This is a genomic window from Brevibacillus brevis NBRC 100599, from assembly GCF_000010165.1.
GTDB classification, from domain to species: domain Bacteria; phylum Bacillota; class Bacilli; order Brevibacillales; family Brevibacillaceae; genus Brevibacillus; species Brevibacillus brevis_D.
Map to the genome: position 1 here is coordinate 4,163,708 of NC_012491.1, position 24,575 is coordinate 4,188,282.

Sequence of the window (24,575 nt, forward strand, 5' to 3'; positions counted from 1 at the left end):
AACCTCTCCTCTTGTTCGCAAATTTAGTGTTGGGGATGATGCGTTATCGCACGGACTAGCTCGCTTACCTTTTGCTCTGGGTTCGCTACCAATCCTTCTAAAAGAGCATTCAAGTGCTGCAGCATACTGCTAATTTCCTGATCGTTGAAGAAGCGACGATAGTAGTTGATATGCAAGACTAGCACTTGTTCATAGAAAAGGATCTCTACTCGTAATGGATGCTCCGTCTGCGCGATCGAATCATAGATGGTAGCACCGAGGACATCATTAAATCCTCTAAACACGGAAGAGAAATCCGGGAGCTGTTCGCTTACCAGATAGCTGTCAAACAAAAGCCGATCCCGTGGAATATCGCACCACTCGTATATTTTTTTCAACGGCGTGTATTCATACTGACTCGTCTCTACTACCTTGGACTGCATGTTTTGGAGCCAGGACAAGAACCTCATGTTTTGCTCAATGCTCACGCGAATGGGCAGAATATTGAAGAAAAGCCCGACAGAATGCTCGACCTCCATCATCGCTATGCTACGGCCGGAGAAAATCGTTCCAAATACAACGTCTTCCTTGCCGCTGTAATGGTGGAGCAGCAATGCCCAAGCTCCTTGTACCAATGTATATGGCGTCAGATGGTACTTCTTGGACAAGGATAACAACGCCGAGGAGACTTCTGGTGATACGATGAACCTTTCCTGAGAATAAGGAGGCTCGTCGGCAGGAAGATTCTTTCTGCTCGCCTGTGACCATTCAAGCGTGGAGCTGGTCATTCCTTTCAGATTTTTCTTCCAAAACAGCTCGGCATCTGTTAAGTCCTGCTGTTTTTGTAGCGCAACATAGTTCCGATACGGATATACAGGCACAATCTCAATCGCCTTCCCTTGGGAAAACGCTTGATAATATTCAAAAAGTCTCTTCACGATCAACGTATAACTCCAACCGTCCTGCAACATCAGGTTGAAGACATAAATAAAGTAGTAGACATCCTCTCCTACTTGAAGCAGAGCCAGATGCGCATGTGGTGCTTGGCCCATCTCGAATCCTTGTTTTCTTAGCTTTTGAATATAGGATTGCAATTGTTCCTGTTGATTTTCTTCCGGAATGCCGCGCCAGTCTTCCTGTTTGATGTGGATATCTACTTTCTCATGCACGATCTGCATCGGTTCCTCCAGCTCTTCCCAGACGAAGGAGGTTCGCAAGGCAGGGAATTGTTGGATGAGATGCTGCCATGCCTGCTCAAATGCAGCTACGTGGAAAGGACCACCCTCGATGCGAAAAGCATGATGAACCACATTTAAACCAGGCTCTGGATGATGTTTGTATCGATAGAGCATATTCTCTTGCATGATGGTCAGCGGATATACATCCTCCATATATGGGTTGTCTGCTTTTATCCGATCCAGCTGATGTTTATCAAGCGTGGGTAACTCTACTGTTGCCGTTCGTTTCGCACTTTGGGTGGAAGCCGCACCTGCAACCTCTGCCAGTTCAGCTATCGTCTGGAATTGGAAAATTTGCTGTGGAGTCAATTCCAAACCGTGTTGTTTTGCTCTCGCAACCACTCGAATGGTATGAATGGAGTCGCCACCCAATCCGAAGAAGCTATTATGTATGCCAACCTTGTCCAAGCCCAATATTTCAGCCCAAACATCGGCAAGAATTTTTTCCGTCTCCGTTGTCGGTGGTACAAAATCCCCCTCCATCTCTGGCACTTCCATAAGCGGCGTAGGAAGTGCTTTGCGATCCAATTTTCCATTCATGTTCACTGGCATTTCCTTGATAAACTCAAAAATGGACGGAACCATGTAATCTGGTAGCTTATCCCGTAAATAACTGCGCAGCTCTGGAATGAACTGGCGAGCAACTCTGTCTGTCAAAGGATCGTTCGCATACGATTCGATCGGCTGGTAGTTCTTCACTGGACGGTGCCACGGGGTGACAACTGTGTTACGCTGTCTTTTTTCTAGTAAATGCTCAGGTCGGAGCACAGCTTCATAGCTGCCATCCTTTCTATCCCCCATCCAAGCGATATCTACGCTGTATCGAAGCTCAGCACCCAACTTCCAAAGCTCCTCAGGGTCTATTCCAATGCCTGGAAGGTTTTGATCTGTTCTTAGCTCTTCCACCGTTTTGACTACATCTTTGTCAGCAAGCAACGACTGGTATCGATTCGCCCTGTCCAACCGTAGATTAGGAATATTCGTAAGACCCAAAACTTGCGGTTTATACTTGGTCATGATTTGGCGAAGTCCATCTATATTTTGGAGTCCCTCTTCATGCCAATCCAGCCAGGAAAAGTCCTCAATCGGCTGCACTTTTTTGCCAAGATGAAGAACCACATCATAGCGATAGCGTGTTAATTCATTATGATGACTTCCGCGCTTCAGCTTGATTTCTACATGGCTGATTTGATGCAGCTGCTCTTGAAGCGCATAGAAAAAGGCAGGATCGATAACCAGCTCCTGCTCTTGTCTCATTCGTTTCTGTACGCGGCGCTGCAATTGATCCATGGTCAACGTCGCCGGTGACTTTTCCATCTCTACCTCAGTGAAGAAGGTTTGCAGTAAAGAAAGATTACGAACATCACCGACAAAAATGGTTCCTTTGTCATTCATGGCGTGTATGGCCTTTTTCAGCACATCCAACAGGTAGTCCGCATCCGGGAAATACTGCACCACAGAGTTGAGCACGACCACATCGAACTTCTGTCCCTTTAGCCCACTAAAATCATCCGCATAGCTCTTACGCAATGTAACATTGGATAAATCCTCTCGTTGGTTGATCAGATTCGCAGTAATATAATCCAACGCCATCGACGAAAAATCCGTTCCCCAATATTGTTCACAATGAGGCGCAATTCGAGATAACAACAGCCCTGTACCGCACCCGATTTCGAGTACCTTTTTCGGTTGCAGGGCTAGGATACGATCCACCGTCGAATTGACCCATTCGCGCATTTCTTCCGCTAAAAGAGGCTCACCTGTATAGCTGCTGTTCCAGCTGGTGATGTTGAAATCAGCCTCATATTTATTTTCATCATCATAGGCTTTATCAAAGACATCCTGCCATTCTGATACCTGTTCTGCAGGAAGCGCTTCTTCTGTTGCCTTTTTCAGTTTTTCCTTGGACTGTGAATCTGGCACGATATAAGATACCAACTGCTTATGCCCTGGTCGCTGCTCGGATTCATGAACGATCACAGCCGATTTTTGTACACGTGGATGTTCATCTAATACAGCTTCAATCTCACCCAGCTCGATACGGAACCCTCTGAGTTTGACCATAAAATCAATTCGGCCTAAATACTCGATTGTTCCATCCGGCAGGTAACGCGCCAAGTCCCCTGTTTTATAAAGGCGTGCCCCTTCTTTTTTGCTGAACGGATCAGGGATGAATTTCTCTTCTGTCAGCTCAGGTCGGTTATAGTATCCGCGAGCCAGTTGCACACCACCGATGTGCAGTTCGCCAGAGACACCTACGGGAACAGGCTTTAAGTGCTCGTCTAACAGATAGATTTGGGTGTTTGCCACAGGACGTCCAATCGGCACGGATCTTAGCTTGCTTCCTTTTTGACATGCCCAGTACGTGACATCAATCGCCGCTTCGGTAGGACCATACAGGTTGTGCAATTCCGCATCGAGACACTCGAAAAAGCGCTCCTGCGTTGAATAAGATAAGGCTTCCCCACTGCAAATGACGCGTCGAAGCGTATCGCAGCCACTAATTTCCGTCTCCTCCAGGAATACTTGAAGCATCGAAGGAACAAAGTGCATGGTGGTGATTTTCTCTTTTTTGATCAGGCGTGCCAGATAGGTCGTATCCTTGTGTCCTTCTGGACGAGCTACTACCATGCAGGCGCCCGTCATTAACGGCCAGAAAAATTCCCATACCGATACATCAAAGCTGAAAGGCGTCTTTTGCATCACCCGATCGGTTTCATTCAGTTGATATTGTTCCTGCATCCACAAAAGTCGGTTGACGATACCACGATGGGCATTCATCGCCCCTTTTGGCTTACCAGTAGAACCTGAGGTGTAAATCATGTACGCCAAATTATCGCTGTTGACTCCGCTTCCGGGCGCCACATGGCTCTCCATGCCAATTGTCTCCCAATCTGAATCGAGGCAGATTAGTTGTCCATCGTATTCAGGCAGCGTGTTCTTCAGCGCCTCCGCAGTCAAGAGGAAAGAAGGATTCGCATCCGTGATCATAAAGGCCACCCGATCTTGCGGATAGCTCGGATCTAGGGGAACGTAGGCTCCGCCTGCTTTGAGGATACCTAATAGCCCAATGACCATCTCAAAGGAGCGCTCCATATAAATACCCACAAGCGTTTCCGCTCTTACACCCTGTTTACGTAGATAATTCGCCAGTTGATTCGCCCGATGATCTAATTCACGGTAAGTGAGTTGGGCCTCTTCAAAAATAACGGCTGGCGCATCTGGTGTTTTGGCAGCCTGCGCTTCGATTATTTCATGAAGACACATATCTTGCTCTGGGTAGTACGTCTTCGTATCGTTCCATTCAACTAACAGCTTTTGCTCTTCAGCAGCGGTCAAAATCGGCAGATCAGCAATCGGCTGGTTCGGATTCGCGACAATACCTGCCAGCACGATTGTAAAGCTTTCTAGCAGACGACTGATTGTCGATTCATTAAAAATATCAGAATTGAACTCAACGTCGAGGTCAAGGATATCCCCTTTTTCTACAACCTGAATCCAGAGGTCAAACTTGGATGTGTTGTTACGGAACTCTTCAAATTTGACCAAGGAAAAGCCTAATGCAGACATGTCCGATTTTTTCGGCATAGGAAAGTTTTGCAACACAAAGCAGACTTCGAATAGTGGATTTTGACTCATATTACGCTCAGGCTGCAATTCATCCACCAATCGTTCAAACGGTACGTCCTGATGCCTGTATGCGCTGTTCGCTGTTTCTCTCACACGTGACAACAGCTCTCTAAAGCTTTGATTGCCGGAAACATCCGTTTTGAGAACCAACGTATTTACAAAAAATCCAACCAAATTTTCTATTTCCACTCGGTTACGGTTTGCTACGGGCACTCCCACCCGGATATCATTTTGCCCGCTGTAACGGTGCAGCAATATTTTTAACGCAGTGATCATGACCATATACAGCGTGGCATTTTCCTGCTCGCTCAGCGCTTTTATGGCATGGGAAAGGGAAGAGGGAATTTGTAGCTTTAGGCTCCCTCCTTGAAACGTTTGGATGGGAGGTCGTGTACGGTCTACTGGCAGCTCTAACACGCTGCTTTCTTTTCCAAGAGTGTCTCTCCAGTAAGAGAGCTGTTTCTCCAGCACTTCTCCTTGAAGCCACTCCCGCTGCCAGCTTGAAAAATCGGCATACTGGATCGAAAGCTCAGGCAACGGGGAAGGCTTGCCCGCCAGATAGGCCTGATAAAGCAGAACCATTTCTCTGAAGAAAACCCCAACTGACCAACCGTCAATGATGATATGGTGAACGTTTAAAAGCAGGATGTTCAAATCCTCGCCAAGTTTGAATAACGTAACACGCAACAGGGGTCCCTTGGTTAAATCGAAAACATACAAGCTTTCCTCTTTTGCGAGTCGGCGAAACTCATCCTCCCTCTTTGCCTCGGGATATCCTGTAAGATCGACGATGGGAAAAGGAATTTGCAAGGCAGGAGCAATTAGCTGATACGGCTCTCCGTTTGCGACTTGAAAGGTGGTTCGCAGGGCTTCATGGCGCTTCACGATCTCATTCACGCACCGCTCCATGATGTTTGTGTGAAGCTCACCCGATAGATGGAAGGCGGCCACCACATTATAAGCAGGACTGTTTGGTACCAACTGGTCTAAAAACCATAGTCTCTGCTGGGCAAAAGAGAGGGGCACGAAGCCCTCTCTTGAACGCCGCGGAATCCCTGTCTTTTTCGTCTCCAGTTTTGAGCCTTTCAGCTTCTCCAGCAAGGCCAGTTTCTTCTCAGAAAGCTTCGATCTGCTCTCGGCAAGTATCTCATCTCTTGATTTCGCGGATTCCTTATCGTTGATCATCGGATTGCTCTCCTTCCCACCTGTTGAATTCATCAACTTAATAGCTCCAAAATCGCCTCTTCTGGAAGTTCATCAATAACAGCAATTAGTTCCTCTTCAATCAGTTCTGCCATTCCTGCAACAGTTGGCGCCGAAAAGAGATTGTCCAGATTCACATCAACCGGGAAGCTATTTTTCAATCTGGAAATAATCTGCGTGGCCATGATTGAATCGCCGCCCAGGTCTTGAAAGTTTTTATGGATGTCAACCTTTTTCACGCCAAGTACCTCTTCCCAAGCTGCAGCAATTTTTCTCACTAGCTCGTTACGTGGTGTGTCGTCTTCATCAGCCTGAACACGAGTTACCTCCGTTGGTTGGGCTATATCTACTGCTCTGTGTCCCTGTTTATCTGCTGTCAGTTCCGTGGTGGCGGCGGCTTCTTGATGGGTTTGGTTGCGTACGACAACTTTGGGTAAACGGTATCGCTCCTTGGCAAATGGGTAGCTTGGCAGACCTGATAGACGGCTCACCATTCCTTTTGAATAAAGAGCCTCCCACTCTATTTCGTTCCCATGAACCCATAGCTCCGCCAGCTTTTTGATTTTCTTGTTCAGAGCGAGATTGCGGATAAAATCCCTTCCCTCTTCTGTATCACCGATCTTGATGCCGCCCGTTTTGTTTCTTTCTCCGATAAACAGATCAGCCGTTTTTTCCCCAGTCCCTTGTATGAATTGCTCTAACTGTGCAATGAGGTGTTCTTTACTGTGTACCACGACTGCTACTCGATGAGACATGGGTTCCCTTGCAGTCTGAAAGGTGTACAGGAAATCTGCCAGGTTCACATCAGGGTGCTTCTCTACAAATGCCTTGGTTTGCTTGGCATAGGTCACTAATTGCTCACGTGATTCAGCTGACAGCACGAAGACTCCCGTCGCGATCTCTTGACCCTCATCAGGAGTAGAGAATCTTATGTTACTTCTATCAAACTCTTCGATCACTAGATGAGCATTGGTGCCGCTAAAGCCAAAAGAGCTGACCGCAGCCAATCGAGAGCCTTTGGAATTGGTCTGCCAATCCTGCAGCTTGGTATTCACATAAACAGGGCTGTTTTCAAAATCAATGTGTTCATTCTCTTTGACAAAATGGATCGAAGGAGCCATCTTCCTGTTTTTCATGCTGAGTAAAACCTTAATGACACTCAACACCCCAGCCGCTGCTGTGGTATGCCCGATATTGGCTTTCAAAGAACCAATTGCGCAGAATCGTTTCTTCGGCGTGAATTGGCGGAACGATTCACTCAGCGCATGAATCTCTACAGGGTCCCCTAATTTTGTCGCGGTTCCGTGTGCCTCGATATATTGAATGTCTTCCACTTCAATCTGTTTTTTCGCGTAAATGGATTTTTGCAGGTCGCTTTGCGCTTGGAAGCTAGGCACGGTAATGCCCAATGTCCGTCCATCCTGATTGGTTCCACTGCCGCGGATAACACCATAGATGCTGTCGTTATCCCGTACTGCATCTTGCAATCTTTTTAAAATCACAACACCAACCCCATCCCCAACGACAATGCCATTCGCACCATTGTCAAACGGGCGGCACTCCCCTGTAGGAGATAGCATCCTTGCGTTACTCATCGAGATAAACGGAGCAGGATGGGAATAAATCGTAATTCCTCCTGCGATAGCCAGATTGACCTCTTCCGTCTTCAGCTTTTGGCAAGCAATATCGATCGCCACCAATGAGGATGAGCAAGCTGTGTTCACAGCTAAAGCTGGTCCTTTCAGGTCAAGGAAATAAGCGATTCGCGAGGCGAGTATACTCGTATCTGATCCGAGCATGCCAAAATGAGAGAAATCTTGTTCTACGGTCATTCCCGCCATCGCGCCAATGATCGTTCCAACAGGTTGTCCCCTCAGCATGGACGGGGTGTAGCCTGCGTCCTCTAATGCTCTATAGCTCTCTTGTAAAAGGATGCGCTGCGTGACATCCATCGATTGGGCTTCGGTCGGAGAAATTTTGAAAAAAGCTGGATCAAAATATTCAATATCCTCCATCGCCCCGTATTTGATCGGCATATCGACGAGTGCATTTTCTTTGAAAAAGGCACGCCAGTCTGGATTGGTCACTTCTTTGATGCAATCTCTGCCCTCACTGACGAGCTCCCAGAATTCATCTTGCCCCCGAGCACCTGCTGTGCGGCAGGAAATCCCAATGATCGCAATATCATCGGAGGCTGCTCTAGGTGGATCGTAGCCAATATTTCGCAATGGGACTATCTCTGTATACGTTGGCTTCGCTTCAAGACTATCAAACACTTCTGCCTGCGCTGGTTGTCGCTCTGGTAGCTGAGTCGCGATGTAGCTCGCCAATGCTTCTAGCGAATTATGCTCAAACACGACGCTCGTTGGTAGTTTTAAATGAAACTTGCTATTGATAGCTTCGGATAGTTGAACGGCATTGAGCGATCCAATACCCAAGTCCTTAAGGGTTTCCACTTCTTCCAGCTCTTCTTGACTCAAGCCTAAAACGGTAGAAAAGACCTCAATCAGGCTCGCTTTGATTTTTGTCCGATCTGGAATGGACTGATCTGACGACAAATTGCGTTTTCGTTCAGAATATTCAGATGATATTGGTTGATTTTGAGCATCCGACACTAATTGTTTATTTGGATGGAGCTGGCTAGGCTCGTCTTGCTGCAAATGGCTAGCAATATAGCTCGCCAATGCATCTAACGTATTATGTTCAAACACAACGCTGGTCGGTAGCTTCAGATTGAATTTACTGTTAATCATTTCGGATAAGGCAACGGCATTAAGTGAGCCAATCCCCATATCCTTTAAGGTCTCTACTTCTTCCAGTTCTTCTGGTTGAAGACCTAAAACGGCAGCAAAAGCCTCAACCAAGGATTCTTTCATTGCTCGCCTATTGCAATGAAAGCTATTGTCATCCTGATTTGGATTCGGCTGAGTTCTCGTTTGCTGTTTCGGATACGGAATATAACCGCTGTTTATCATTTCCGCTAACGCTTCTGGATAAGGTCTTTTCTTCGATAGTTTGCTGGCATTCCATTCACAACGCTTCGTGTACGTAAGATGCGGAGCCTTTTTCAGCTTAAACAAGCAATAGCTGATCCACCCTCGTTCGAGCGAGATGGATTGATTCACCGTATTGATATACAAATCTTGTACAGCTTTAGGCAGATGCTTGATGTACTGTTCCACATCGGGATCATGCAAGGCGTTAGCAATCTGCGGCGATACGTCAATGATTTCATCGATCACTAACTGATGCTCCGCTAAAAGCTCAATCCATTCTTGTACGGTAGGAATGCTGACTTCGACGTTCTGGTCTACGATTGGTCCTCGCGTATTGGCTATGTAATCGATCAACAGAACGGTTCCTTCTTCGTTCAGAGAAGAGGAGATATTTTGAAATAGTCCGTGTTTATTTCGAATATGGAAGCTCACTTCAATCCCGACGATCATGTCGTAGAGATCGGGAAAGGCATCCTTAGAGCTGTCTTTATTGAAAATTTTCGCACGAGCCCCTAGATTTTTCTGCGCGATTCGTTGATTGCCTAGCTCAGCTTGCGCCTTCGTAATCGTAAATCCATGCGTTTTGATATGCGGATAGAGCTCTGCTATTTGAATCACATCTGTCCCGTGACCGCATCCGAAGTCCAGCACTTTTTGCACACGAGAGAAATTTTCTTTACAAAAAAGCACCTGGCGCATCTCTACTTGCTTCTCTCTTACCATTTCTCTTTCCAACGGATATTTTTCCGGGTTCAAAATGACGCGGCTCATTGAAAAGCCTGGAATCTTCCTTTCAAATGGACATACGGTCAAGTAATCCTCCGAAAACTCCGCTTCGCTGCTATTGGCGCTATATGTGTAAATTTCAACCGCTTTGTTTTCGAATTCTGGATGAGCGGATCTCATGCTCGTCTCCCTCCTAGTGCGATTCGTTTGATTGCGTTCTATCCAGCACGTTCTCCTCTTAAACGGATAGGTTGGGAGCTTAGCTACTCTGGATAACTCCTTCCCTTCATACAGCTTCTGCCAAGGGATAGGATTGCCGAGAACCCACAATTTTGCCAGTTCCCTTATATCTCCCGGTTTGACTGCCTGAGCAACTCGGTCTGGCATCATTTCTTTGTTTTCCTTGAGGTCTCCAAAAAAGCAATGTTCCGTCTCTTCTTGATGTTCCAACCAGCGTTCCAGTTGCTCTAAAAGTTCTGTCTGATCATTGGTGATGACAGCTAAACGGCAAGGCATTTCTTCTCTTCCGATTTGCAGGGTGTAGGCTGTATTCGCTATATCCAACTGCTGGTTCTTTTGCAGATAACCAATCCAGCGATGAATGTATGCTTGCAATCTTTCTTTATTCTTCGCCGAAAAGACAAACAGCTCTGGTTCTGAATCGTTTACTCTCCTTGATGATGGATTGTGGTTGTATTCCTCCACGATAACATGGGCATTCACTCCACCACCGCCAAAGCTGGTAATACCTGCTCGTCGGGGGACTGTCTGCCCATCTACGGTGACCTGCTTCCATTCCGATACCTCTCGCTGCAATTGAAAGGGAAGTTGATCAAATGGAATATTCGGATTCAGTTCGTCAGGAATCAGGGTTGGAACCAGCGTCTGATGCTGTAAGGACAAAATCACTTTCATTAGCTGCGACATGCCGGAAGCCGATTCACAATGCCCGATATTCGGTTTGACCGAACCGAGTCGATAGTCCCCTTCTGCTCCTTGGCGGTTGTGAAAAGCTTTCGTCACCGCTGTCATCTCAACGGCATCAACGATGTCTGATCCATAGGCGGAAGCTTCTAGGTAACTAATGGATCGAGGGTCCAGTCCGCTTTCTTTCAACGCTTCTTCCATCACATCTGCAATGGGGAGGGGGCTTGGTGTCATGTAGCTATTGGCTTTACCCTTATGGTTGACAGCGGTTCCGCGTATCACGGCATAAATATGATCCCGATCCTGTACAGCCTGATCGTAATCCTTGAGAACAACAGCCCCTACTCCCTCGCCTGGCACAAAACCAATTCCACCGTTCCCAAAGGCAGCACTGTCAGAAGTATGGGAGATGAGCTGCCCCACAGTCAGACCGAAGTAGGTAAGCGGATGTGTGTACAAATTCACTCCACCAGCAATCGCCATGCTTCCCTTCCCGTTTCGGATGTATTCACATGCTTCATGAATCGCTACAAAAGCGGAGGAGCACATCGTATCAATCGGCATACTTGGACCCTGTAAGTTTAGATAGTACGAAACCCGATTGACCATCGACGAATACGAGGTTGTCGGAAAGTGATGAGTGGTTTCCGTACTATACAAATGAAAGCCTTGTTTCGTAATGCCACCAAAAACCCCTGTTCGCTTACGGAGCTCCGTAGACATCTTGGATGAGGCATAGCCTGCATCTTCTAACGCCTTCCAGCACTCTTCTAAATATAGGCGCTCTTGAGGGTCTATATTTTCTGCTTCTCGCGGAGTCATCTGAAAGAATAACGGATCAAACTGATCAAATTCCTCTAAGAACGCCCCCCATTTGCTATAGCTTTTCCCTTGGGAAATGGCTTCCTCTCGATTTGGATGATAATACGCGGTCCAATCCCAACGCTTAGCTGGAATTTCAGAGATAGACTTTTTCGCATGCAGTAAGTTCTCCCAAAACTCGTCCAAGTTGTTCGCTTGAGCAAAACGCCCACTCATGCCAATAATCGCTATTTTACCGGGGGATGCAGGTCTGGACATCGTCCTTTGCGAATGGACAGATGATGCAAATGCTCTCGTTTTTCTTGTGTCTCGTTTCCCTTCAGCTTTCGGCAATGGGGCAAACGCAACATGATCTTCCGTTTGATTTGGCTCCTGCGTCTGCTTGTGATCATCCAATCCTGTGAGCAAAATCAGCGCTTCTCTTTGTGTCTCTAGTAAATGCTCGACTAAGTCATTTACTGTCTGATATTCAAAAAACAAAGTACCGCTGATGGTTTCGCCGAAAATTTTCCGAAATTGATTGATCAGTTGTACAGATAAAATGGAATCCATACCATAGGCCTCTAAGGGCTCGGAAGCATCCATCTTGTTACTGGGCATTTTCAGTGTTTCAGCGATCTGCTGTTTGATGTATTCCGTACTTTTTTCTCGTAGGACATCGTCGATTGCCTTTCCGTTAGGAGCGGAAGGTGTGTTCAGCCTCTTTGCTTTTGGTTGTTCCGTATTTACGCTCGTCTTCGGTTTAGGCGGTTGTTTTATTTGCTGCTGACGGATCACGCCGTCGCTTTCGGTCACAATAATCTGCTGCCCCATCGCGTGCGCCTCTTCTGTTGGGAAAAAGACCGATTGAAATCCTTCTTCCGCCAATACTCTCTGCCACGTTGCCGAAGATAACCCAGGGCAGCCTGAAAGGCGCAGCTCTGGGTCTTCGTACAGCCACCATCCCTCCAGCAAGCCAAAGGTAAGGTGGAGGAAGATGGAGTTTTTACTCATTTCATTTAGGAAAAGCAAGCCGTTCTTCTTTAGAACGGCTTTCGCGTTACGCACGGTTTGGCGAATATTTTTGGTGGCGTGCAAGACATTTGCTGCAATGACAGCATCATATCCGCCCAAATCAATTCCTTGTCCCATCACTGGCTCTTCTACGTTAAAAATCTGATAGGTCAAATAAGGATTGCTTGGGCCATACTCTTTTTCTGCATGCATGAAAAAGGCTTTGGAGAGGTCTGTGTAGCAATATTCCTGGATATGCGCTTCATACGCCTTTAGTTTTTGGAAAACGACGGCACTCGTTCCTCCCGTACCTGCGCCAATCTCGAGAATGCGAATTCGGGCCGCAGAATCCTGGCTCAGCCGTTCCTCTACAAAAGCAACCACTGTATCCGCAAGTACTTCATTGAAGTAGTCGGAAACGGTGTTATTTTTGTATACCTTCTCGACTAATTCCATCGATGAATGGGGAAAGATGACCTCTGTCGCCCTCAGTTTTCCGGTGAGAATTTGCGGTAAAGCACGCAAGGTTGCCTCGACTAGCTTGACTTGCGCGTTCGTATCCGGATTTTTTAGCCAGACTTCTTTTTCTTGCTCCCATTCCTGCCAGACAGCCGTACTGGAAATGGGAGCAGGATCGATCACGGTAGACGTAGCACTATCGTAAACGAGATAATCATTCCGGGCCAAAACAGAAGCCGTTTCTTCGAGCCACATGTCATATAAGTCAAGCAGACCGCTTTTTCTTTTGAGATCGCTGAGCGCTTGATTCTTTTCCGTAAAGCAGCCAAGCGACTGCATTTGACCCCACAGTAACTTTAAGAGAAGCTTGTCCATTTTGTTCATTCTAGGCACTCCTTCGGCTTACACGTATAGAACCGGTTTGTCCTGTTCTCTGTCTGTTTGAGATTTCAGGGTGGTATTGACTAGAAATTCAGTGATGTGCTTAAGCGTTGGGTAGTCCAACATCACAGCAGGTGTCAGTTCTAGTTTGTACTTTTGATTGATTTTGGCAGAAAACTCGGTGAGCTTGACTGGGTCGAATCCGTACTCCTTTAGTTCAATATCCGTATCGATTTCTTCGCTCTCTACCTTTAGGATGAGAGAGGCGAGTTGAATGATCGTTGCTTGTACGTCATCAAACAAGTTGTTCCTGTCTGTATCCATTTCTGCTGTAATGTAGGCTGCTGTTGGTATCTCTTTTCCTTTTACCTTGTTTTTAATACTTGCCATGCTTGAGGAAATTTTGTTAGAAACGATTGCAACAGATTCGCTTGTATTGATTCCTTCCATCACGAGTGGCTTGGTCGTTTTCATCAGCGCCACTTGATTCATCGGACCTGATAGCAAGACTTCCAATGCCTCCATCCCTTCTGAAGGTTCAATCGAGCCAATGCCGATCTGTTCCATTCGTGCCTGGTAATCCTTGGACGCAACGATTCCGACACTGCCCCAGTATCCCCAGTTCATTACTTTCACCGCACACGTCCATTCCTCGGCAAGCTGATGGGCGAAAGCATCTTTAAAGGTGCAGCCTGAGGCGTAATTGCTTTGTCCAGGCGATTTCGTAAACGAGTTAATCGAAGAGAAAAACAGGACGAAATCCAATGCTTCCTCGCCAAACACTTGGCTCATCCGCACACTTACCTCCACTTTTGGTACCAGTCCGGCTCGGAAGGTCGTCTCGTCCATATTCGCCAGACTTCTATCAAAGAGAACAATGGCAGAATGAATCACGCCGTTAATCTTGCCATATTGCTTCTTGATCTCTTCGTAAGCAGATTGCAGCGACTCGCGATCCGTAGCATCGGCTTCGATATAGAGCGGTGCCGGTCCTAGGGTAGCCAGTTGATTGATTTTGTTCTGAATCGACTCCTCTTTTTTACGACGACCGATCCAAATGATTTGTGCTTGATAGGTGCGGATCATGTATTCGCTCCACGCTTGTCCAATCCCACCTGCGCCTCCAATCACAACATAGACCCCATGCTGTTTGTAGACAGTTTGGTGAATGGAAGGACTCTGCACGGGCAATAGCTGCTGACGATACCATGCGTGTCCACGATATGCCCAAGCGTTTCCATGTGCATCGGCAGGCAAAGCAAAAATATCACGTAGCGGCCACTCGGCATGCGCCTCCAAATCGACGAGTCTTACCTTCCAGTTCGGATATTCCTTCGCCATCGATCCGATCAATCCGTGGATGCTGGCATGTGTTGGATGGGCCGTATCTTTTTTGTAGATAGCCTGCGCTTGCACAGTAATGATCGTCCAGCCCAAGTCTCTCGTCTGATACCCCAACGCAAGCAAAGCCTTGATCAAGCGGAAAACTTGAATAACGCCCCGCTCCTGGTCGTTCATCAAGGACTCGTCTTTTACAGATTCCACACGAGTGTCAGGAGCCACCCACATGATGTGATCGATCACACCCTGCTCTTCCAGCTTACTTGCGATTACCTCTATCGAATCACTTGGCTCAAGCTGGATAACAGAAGCTTGGGGGTAATGACGTTGAAGGAGACTTCTGTCCTTTTCCTCGGCGCAAACGATGACCACTTGCTCACTCGTTGCTGGAATGACTTCTCCTTTTTCTACAGAAACGGCGTTCCATACTGGAGTGAGCATCGTGGTTCCAACCGTCGCACCCCGTTTTTCACTCCCCATTGAAAAGCCTCTCATCCTTATGCCTATTCTGCCTGCCTCATCGCATAGTTCGATATCGAGTGTCGCGGTCTCATTCTCCGCTTGGACATTATCACTGAATCGAATGAGAGCATACTTCACAGCAGGATGATTCTCGTAGATTTCCAGCTCTTCAAGAGTAAAAGTACCGTCTAGTTGGATGGAGCGGATGCTGTCAGGTGATGTAGCCTCTGTGATGAGATAACGAGTTGACGGCAACAGAGACTCCAGCAGGCTAGGATGGAAAACGAGTTGTTCGGCTGTCTCCATGGTAATCGAAGGCAAGGAGAGTTTTACCAGAACATGTCCCGGCGCCCTGTACACTTGGTCAATCCCTTGAAATTCAGAATGATCAGCCATTCCACGTTCCTTTAACAGCTCGTAGCATTGTCGGGCAGTAAGGATCTCACTGCTCTCAGCTTGCAAGGCAGGTAGATCCAACGTTGGTACTTCAACGAACGAAGTGAATTCGACCATACCATGGCTGTGTACCACTGACCTGGTATCATCTTCATTCGATTCGCTGTAGATTTTATAAGCCAGCTCTCCTGTATCCTCTGGATAGATACCTACGTGTACCTGAACCAGATCGTCGCCCACCAATAGCGGATCATCTGTGGCAACATGAGACATTCGGATTCCAGATAAAGTCCCCGCTCTCTCTCCTGCTGCCTGTTTCACTGCCGCCCGTGCCATTTCCAGATAAGCAATGAGTGGAAAGAAGCGCTGCCCGTTTCCTAGATGGTCAGCCATGAACAGCTCCTGCCCTGTAAAACTCGAGCTGTATCTCAGCTCATAGAGGTCAGAAGTGTTCTTATGAAGCAATGGGTGGAGGATATCCCCTATAGCGGAAAGAGTGTTGGGCATACCTGTTGCTATTGGCTTTTGAGCGTCGATCCAGTAACGCTCTTTGGCAAAAGGATAGGTAGGCAAACTGACGCGACGCGGCTTATCTTCGCCATAAAGCTTGTTCCAATCAAAAGAGACACCCTTGACCCAAAGGTTCATCAGTTTTGCGAATTTCCCCTTGGCCATCCATGTCTCTACTGTTTGTTTCATATCTTCATCAGCAAAAAGAGCTACCGTGTCATGATTGCGTTTCACTCGCCCACGATACAGCTCGGCAATGTTCTCTGCGCCTTCTGCAAAATGTGTTAGTTTTTCCGCAAGCTCATCCACTGATCTGACGATAACAGCCAAGCGTTCCTCCAGCGCTTCCCGCCCTACTTGAAGCGTATAAGCGATATCAGCCAAATCGGCATCCGTGAATGATTCTTCTTTGACCGCCTTCAATAATTGATTCACTTGAGCAAATAGGCGCTCTTCGTTCTTCGCTGAGAGCACAATCACTTTTGGATGCTGTGGCTGAATGTCCCGATCGGGCTGTCTATCTTTTTCGCGATACTCTTCGATGACGATATGGACATTGGCTCCTCCCGCCCCAAATGATGATAGCCCAGCGATTCTCGGATACTCCTTGGTTACTCCGTTGATTTCAATGACTGGTCTTTGCCACTCTGTCAGCTTTTGTTGAACCGCAAATGGTGTATCCCTGAAATCAATGTTTGGATTCTTGACCTCAGCGTGCAAGGATGGTGCGATTTGACCATACTTCATTTGAAGCAATATTTTGGTCAATCCTGCAATTCCTGCCGCGCTCTCCGTATGTCCAATGTTTGACTTCGCCGAGCCGATGGCGCAAAATTGTTTGTCTTTCGTGTATTGTCCAAATGCGCGAGTCAGTCCCGCAATCTCGATTGGGTCGCCCAAAGCGGTACCTGTACCGTGGGCTTCGATGTAGCTGACGGCACGAGCATCCACTCCTGCCCGCTGCAATGCCTCGTGGATGACCTGCGACTGCGCGATGGGGTTGGGAACGGTATATCCATTTGTTTTGCCGCCTGCATTGAGCATGCTTCCCTTGATCACGCCGTATATGTGGTCTCCATCTGCAATCGCCTTTTGCAGAGGCTTCAATACGATAGCTCCCACACCTTCTCCATCTACAAAGCCGTCCGCTTGGTCGCCAAACGACTTGCAGCGGTCACCAGCAGATAGCATCGTCGCTCCAGACAGTCGAATATAGTGGAACGGATCGACAATTAAATTGACCCCGCCAGCGATGGCACATTCACTTGTACCGCTATACAGGCTTTCCAAGGCTAAATGAATCGCGGTCAAAGAAGAGGAGCACGCTGTATCCACTGCTAGACTTGGTCCTTGGAAATTGAACAAGTAGGAAATTCGATTCGCAATCGACCAGTAGCTCGTTCCTGCTGGGTAATTTCCATTCATGACACCCACAAACACACCAATTTTTCTGCTTTCTCCTAACGTGGCAGGAGTGTAGCCCGCATCTTCCATGCTGGCGTATGCCGTTTGTAAAAATAAGCGCTCTTGTGGGTCCATCTGCTCTGCTTCGTTAGGCGAGATTTGGAAAAAGAGCGGGTCGAATTTATCCATATCCTCGATGAAACCGCCCCATTTGGTGTACATGTATCCTCTTTTCCCTTTTTCTTCGCTGAAATATTCTTGCCAATTCCAACGATCCTTCGGCACTTCCGTGATGCAATTCTTCCCTTCTTTCAGGCGAGTCCAAAACTCCCGGACATCCCCCGCTTGCGGATAACGACCTGAAAGACCGATGATCGCCACATCCTGTCTGGACGGCGCTGCTGGTTTTTCTGCATCCGTATCAAGCACTTGCAGGAAACGGCGGGACCTCGCCTTTCGAACTGCCGAGCCAGCTTGCTCTCTGGTTGGCATTGCAGAAGCTACTGCGTTGGTTAATTGCTTTTGAACAGACGGCTGTTCGTCTATTCCTACTAATGCTAGTAATTCATCCGCTTGTGTTGTCATGAAATGCTCGACCAGCGCATCAATCGTTTGATATTCAAAAAAGAGGGTCGTACTGATCTGATGTAATTTTTTCCGCAGGACATTCGTCATTTGCACAATCATAATCGAATCAATGCCATACTCCTCCAGAGCGGCAGAAGAGTCGATCTGGTCAAATGGAATTTTCAGTGTTTCTCCGACTAATTGCTTGAAATAGGCTGTGCTTTTCTCACGAAGCAAATCCTCCGTGCTTGTTCCTCTGTCTGCATGAGAAGGAATGGCTAGAGTTGAGCCAGATGTCTTCATTAATTTCTGCTGTTGTTTGGACTTTCGGACAACGCCGTCACTCTCCGCTATCATCATCTGAGGATAGGAAACGACTCGGTAGCCCTCTTCTCTCAATGCTTTCTGCCAAGCTTCCAGAGGGAGTGAAAGACCTGCTGCGAGGTCTTTGCGTACGTTTTGATCGGTCATCTGTTCTATTAGAAGCAGACCATTTCTTTTTAAGAGATTTTTGCAGGTACGCAGGGTTTGGCGGATTTGTTGAGCTGTGTGTAGCTTATCAGCTGTGATAATCAGGTCGTATTCACCAGCATTCCTTCCTTGTTCACCTAACGCCGCTTCTGGATCAAAAACGTGGAAGCTCACAACTGATTGATAGGCATGTAATTTTTGTGAAAGCAAGGAACTGGTAGATTCTGTGCCCGCTCCTCCGAGTTCGAGAATCCGCACTCGCGCTGATGAATCCTGCTTCAATCTCTCCTTGATAAAGGCAGCCACCACATCAGCAAGCCCTTCATTTTCATGGGCGGACAGCTGTAGCATGGATGGATACTGTGCAGAATGAACATCCACCCATTCCTCTACCTTCATCCCTTCAATGACAACAGGCTTCGTTATCTTCATGAAAGCAATGTGATCCATGGCTCCTGCGAGAAGTGTCTCTATGGCTTGCATTGCTTCTTGCGGCTGAATTAGGCCAATGCCGATTTGCTCCAAGCGACGATAGGTTTCTACCATCTCTTGATGACTATCTTCCACTTGCCCACTGCTCCAATATCCCCAATTGATCAGTTTCACCGCACTTTGCCATGCTTGGGTCAATTGATGGGCATAGGCATCCTTAAAGGTACATCCTGCCGCATAGTTGCTTTGCTTCGGCGCTTTCGTAACCGCCATGAGCGAAGAGAAGAATAAAACAAAATCCAAAGGCTCCTTCTCAAACACCATTGCGATGTTCACACTCACATCAACTTTTGACGAAAGCACTGCTCGGAAACCTTCCTCTTGCATATGTTCCAAGCTCTCCTCCACCAAGACCATGGCAGAATGAACAACGCCGTCAATCCGTGTATACGTTTGCTTGATCTGTTCATAGGCTTGTTGCAAAGCCTTCTGCTGCGTTGCATCCGCTGCTATATAGTCTGGTGCTGGTCCAAAAGTGGCAAGTCTATCTATCTTCGCTTGAATCTCTTCATTTTTTTGACGACGACCAATCCATATGATCTGGGCTTGATAGGTACGAATCATATATTCGGTCCATGCTTCGCCAATGCCACCGGCTCCGCCAATCACCACATAAATGCCACCCTGCTTCATACGTGTTTGATCAATCGGAGGATGATCGACGGCAAGCAACTGCTGGCGATACCATTCACCACGACGATATACCCACGGACGCCCCTGACGATCTCTTGGCAGCCTCAACATATCATCCAACGGCCATTCAGATTCGGCCTCTACATCCATGAGTCGAATCTTCCAGTTTGGATATTCCTTCGCCATCGATCCAATTAACCCATGAATACTGGCGTGGCAGGGATTCACAACATCTGTACGGCGAATGGGCTGGGATTGAACCGTGATGACACTCCACCCCAACTCCTTACCTCCATATCCCAAGCGAAGCAAGGCTTTAATCGTTCGGAAGCATAGAATCACTCCCTGATCTTGCCCCGTGATTAATCGATGATCCGCCAAGGAGTCTATCGCATCAAAAGGAGCGATCCACACCAGATGATCAATGGAACCAAGCTCTTCCAGTCGATGTACGATTTCCTCAATCGTATTCTCAGCCTGAATGGACAACAATTTTGCTCGTGGATAGTACTGGTGAATGGCGCTCCCATTCTCTTCATTTCCGCCCACAATGACAATCTGCTCATCAGCAGTAGGGAAAAGCTGACCCTTCTCAACTGGAGTCACATCCCACACAGCGGACAGCATGAGATTCCCCACAGGAGGCTCCAGAGAGGTTACAGAAGAAGCGATGCTCGAAGAAACATGGCTCGCTTGCTTCCCGTCCTCCAGCACTCGCATGGAATATCCCTTTATTCGTACACAGACGTTTCCTTGATCATCGCATAAATCAATATCCAGCCTCTGTACCTTGTCATCTGCGCTGCTGTTGGCACTGTAACGAACGTACGCCCACATAGAGGCTGTACACTTGTTGTGAATGTCAACTTCCTCCATGGCAAAAGGCAAGGACGGCTTGCGGCTCGAATGACCATCCGCTGTTGAGGTCTCTTCTTCAACCAGCATGAGCCCGATAGATGCCTGCAAAGCTGAATCCATTAAGCTTGGGTGCAGGACAAAAGAGTTCTCCGTTTCGGAGACAGAGGCTGGCAAGGACAGCTTGGCTAAAACTTGCCCCTCCCCTACATACAAGGTGTCAATTCCTTGATGAGCCGACCCATACTCCATTCCTATTGCATGAAAAATGCTGTAGCACTGTTCGGATGAAAACGCTCGTAGACTGCACTCTGTTTGTAAGGATGACAGATTCAGGGCATGTTTCTCCGCAACAGAATGAAGCATGACGCTGCCTTGGCTATGTATAACGGGTTCTGCATCCATAGCCTCCAAGTTGCTGTAGATTTCATAAGTAATCTCACCATTCTCTTCGGGAACTAGACCGATATGTATCTGTACAGGCTGGTCCCCCACAACAATTGGCCGTGTCCAAACCACGTTTTTGAGTGCAATCTTGGCTGGTTCTTCTGTCAAGGAAGCCGTTGCTTGCTCTGCTGCTGCTCTCGCCATTTCCAAATAGGCAACTCCCGGCAAGATTCTCTGCTTCTTCACGACATGATCTGTTAAGAAAAACTCCTGACCTGTAAACGTGGAGCTAAACCTAGTAACAGAAAAGTCAGAAGTATTTCGCTGCAACAGTGGATGAATGGCAGCTTTTCCCGTGAGTGAAGCTGCTGTCTTGCCGCTTACCGATTTACTTTTGCTTTCCGGAATCCAATAACGATTCTTTGCAAATGGGTACGTCGGCAAGGGAACACGTCTCGGTTTGTTATTTATGTAAAGCTGTTCCCACTCCATTTCATAGCCTGTCACCCAACATTCAGCTATTTTTCTGATGTTGCCTTCAGCAATCCAGCTCTGAATAAGCTGTTGAGGGTCTTGGTCGTTGTTAGGCTTCAAGCTTCCTTCCCAACTATGATCGATCGTATTCTCGCCTCTCGAATAAGCTTCCAATTTTCCGATTAGCTCGGGTATAGCCTCTACGACAAAGGCTACTCGTTCTTTCATCGCTTCTCGTCCAACTTGCAGGGTATACGCCACATTTTCCAGATCGATTTGCGTTTCTCGATCAGCAAAAGTCTGAATTCCCGCTATCTCGACTCGATGGTTATCCATGAGAGAAGCGATGACGGAAGCAATGGAGCTGCTTTGATCGAACTCCTTGATATCTAGCTGAATAGGCAGCTCCTCTTGCAGTTTTTGCTTGAGCTGGGTGAGTTGAACGAGGTCTACTCCGTATTCATGCCATTCTTGTTCGCTCTCAATGCTGTTTTCTCCCACATGAATAATACTGGATAAAATCTTGCGCAGCTTCTTCTCCAGCATTTCTTGAAGGTGATCGTCAGATGATACCTCTTTTAGAAAGTCCGCTACTTTTTGCGCATAAGCCTGCAATCGTTCCTTATTCTTGGCGGATAGTGGAATCAACACTGGGTTATTTTTATGGCCAATTACTTTTACTTTCGGCTTTGTTTCAGCTGGGATGTATTCTTCCAAAATAATATGGGCATTCGACCCCGAAGCTCCAAACGAGCTTACCCCTGCTCGTCTCGGAACGGAGACTTCTTGACCGTTTTCCACGATCACCGATTTCCATTCTTCTGTCCGCTGCTGTACATAAAAAGGAGATTGCGCAAAATCAATAAACGGATTTACTTCCTTGGCATGTAAGGAAGCAACAAGCGTTTTATGGTGAAGCTGGAGAACAGCTTTTTGCAGACCGCTGATACCCGCCGCAGATTCCGCATGTCCGATATTTGACTTCACCGAGCCTATTGAACAAAATTGCTGATCCTCTGTATATTGACGAAATGCTTTCACCAATCCTTGAATTTCAATCGGATCGCCTAAAGACGTTCCGGTCCCGTGCGCTTCCACATAACGAATCGTTCTCGCGTCCACACCGCTCTTCTCCAGGCAGGCTGTAATCACTTCTGCCTGCGCAACAGGGCTTGGCACGGATGGCCCGCTCACCGATCCGACGTGGTTCACACTGCTTCCTTTTACCACGGCATAAATATGATCGCCATCCTCAATCGCTTTTCGCAATGGCTTTAATACGACCGTACCGACGCCTTCTCCCGAAACATACCCATCGCCATCCTTGCCAAAGGTATGACAATAGCCATCACTGGCGTGCATATCCATCAGGCCGTAGGACAAGTATTTTCCAGGATGCAAGGATAAATTGACGCCCCCCGCCAATGCTACCTCACATTCACCGCGCTTGATGCTTTCCAGCGCCAAATGAACAGCCGTCAGCGAGGATGAGCATACGGTGTCAATTGCCATGCTCGGCCCATGAAAATTGCAGAAATAAGAAACGCGATTGGCAATCGGTGCATAGTTCAAGGATAACGGGAACATTTCGCCTCGGGACATCGCTTCTGCTCCGATGAGGGAATAATCCTTGTGCATCACGCCAACAAAGACACCAACCTGCCGCCTGTTACTGCTCCCCCGAGGCGGAACAATCGTCTTCGGCGTATAGCCTGCATCTTCCATCGCTTCCCAGCATGTTTCCAAAAACAAACGCTCCTGGGGGTCCATCGTCTCTGCTTCCCGCGGCGATATTCTGAAAAAGGAAGAATCAAAGCAATCCGGATCTTCTATAAACCCTCCCCATTTGGATATCTGCTTTCCAGATGGGGATTTGAGTTCTCCAAACTGCTGCCAATCCCAGCGAGATTTCGGGACTTCTTTGATGCAGTCTTTGCCTTCTTTTAGATTCATCCAAAATTCTTGGAGATTTCTTGCCTCTGGATAACGCCCCGCCATCCCGATGATCGCAATTTCTTCATCAGTGACAGCTGCATGACTCTTAACGTTTGCAGTTGAATCTACAATCTTGGTAGGTTGCGGCCATTCTTGTCTACCTTCCTGATTCATCAAATCAAGCCCGCTGAATACGGAAGCATGATTCTCGGTCAAATAGGCGGCCAACTCAGCGATATTCGTATACTCAAACAATAAAGTAGGAGACAGCGGCACTCCTACTTTCGCTTCGACAGCCTTCACCACTTCCAACAAGCCCGGTGAATTCAGCCCCATTTCATAGTAACCAATCTGCGTATCGATCAACGCTGCTGGAACTTGTAATCGCTCTGCCAGCAGTTGTTGTAAAAAAGCTTGTGCTTTACTCGATTCCTTTGACAGAGATACGGTTTGCTTTGAGTGTTGGATCAGGCCAGGATCACGAACTAACTTGCCCGCAAAATTTTGCAAATGCGCAATTTTTTTGCCTGAACGATCAAAGAACTCCATCGTCATATACATCAGTTCATTTTTTCGTTGGATGGATGAGGTTTGGACGCTGACAAAGCAATGCTGTTGTAATAGAGCTGTGGCGCGAAAAGATTCATAGAAAAGTGGTAAAAATAATCGCTGTTCTTCTTGGACTATCGAAGTGAACAATACCATCGAACCGATCGCAGCCCCGTCGATCAAGGTCGGGTGAAACATGAACCCTTCCGCACTGGGAAGGGCATGTTTACCGAGTGAAATATCCATTACCGCCGCTGAATCTGTTTCGTAAATCGTTCCTTCTGCCTTCATAAAACCTATATGCACCAATTCCTGACGGCGGCATTGCTCATACACGTCATGCAGATTGATCTTTTTGTTTGCCGCTTGCTCTAGCAAGGGAAGATCCAGCGTTTCATCGAACGGCGCGGAAGCATGGTGATGCATTTCAGCAGTGACATACAGCTTTTTCTCCGAGTCTAAAATACCGTTGCGCTGTGTCTGACCCTCCATCCGAATCTGCCACTGTCCTGCTTTGACTTGCGTGCACTGAATGCTCAGCATGACATCATAATCTTGTCCGACCATGATTGGATGATAGATCGTTAGATTACGAAGCTCAAGCTCACGGTAACCATGGCCATTTTCTCGAAACATTTGATACAACAGATCAATATGGGCTAATCCGGGCAACAGTTCCTGACCGTGCACTTTATGATTTTTGAGGATTGGATGGTTGATCGTTATGAGAAACTGATCATGCACG

The 24,575-nt window shown here is 47.3% G+C and carries 3 protein-coding genes; all 3 read right to left on the minus strand.

The features are described 5' to 3' along the window. Positions 1 to 23: 23 nt before the first annotated feature. The 3 genes from BBR47_RS19935 to BBR47_RS19945 are packed head-to-tail and all read right to left on the minus strand — an operon-like array spanning position 24 to position 24,574. The gene (locus BBR47_RS19935; RefSeq protein WP_015892236.1) at positions 24 to 6,032 is read right to left on the minus strand and encodes a non-ribosomal peptide synthetase; all 6,009 of its coding nucleotides are present in this window, start codon (positions 6,030 to 6,032) and stop codon (positions 24 to 26) included. Between the two features lie 32 nt (positions 6,033 to 6,064). Further along, positions 6,065 to 13,357, minus strand: a complete 7,293-nt coding sequence (locus BBR47_RS19940; protein ID WP_015892237.1) for a beta-ketoacyl synthase N-terminal-like domain-containing protein — start codon at positions 13,355 to 13,357, stop codon at positions 6,065 to 6,067. Between the two features lie 18 nt (positions 13,358 to 13,375). Beyond that, positions 13,376 to 24,574, minus strand: a complete 11,199-nt coding sequence (locus BBR47_RS19945) for an SDR family NAD(P)-dependent oxidoreductase (RefSeq protein ID WP_015892238.1) — start codon at positions 24,572 to 24,574, stop codon at positions 13,376 to 13,378. Between the last annotated feature and the right edge of the window lies 1 nt (position 24,575).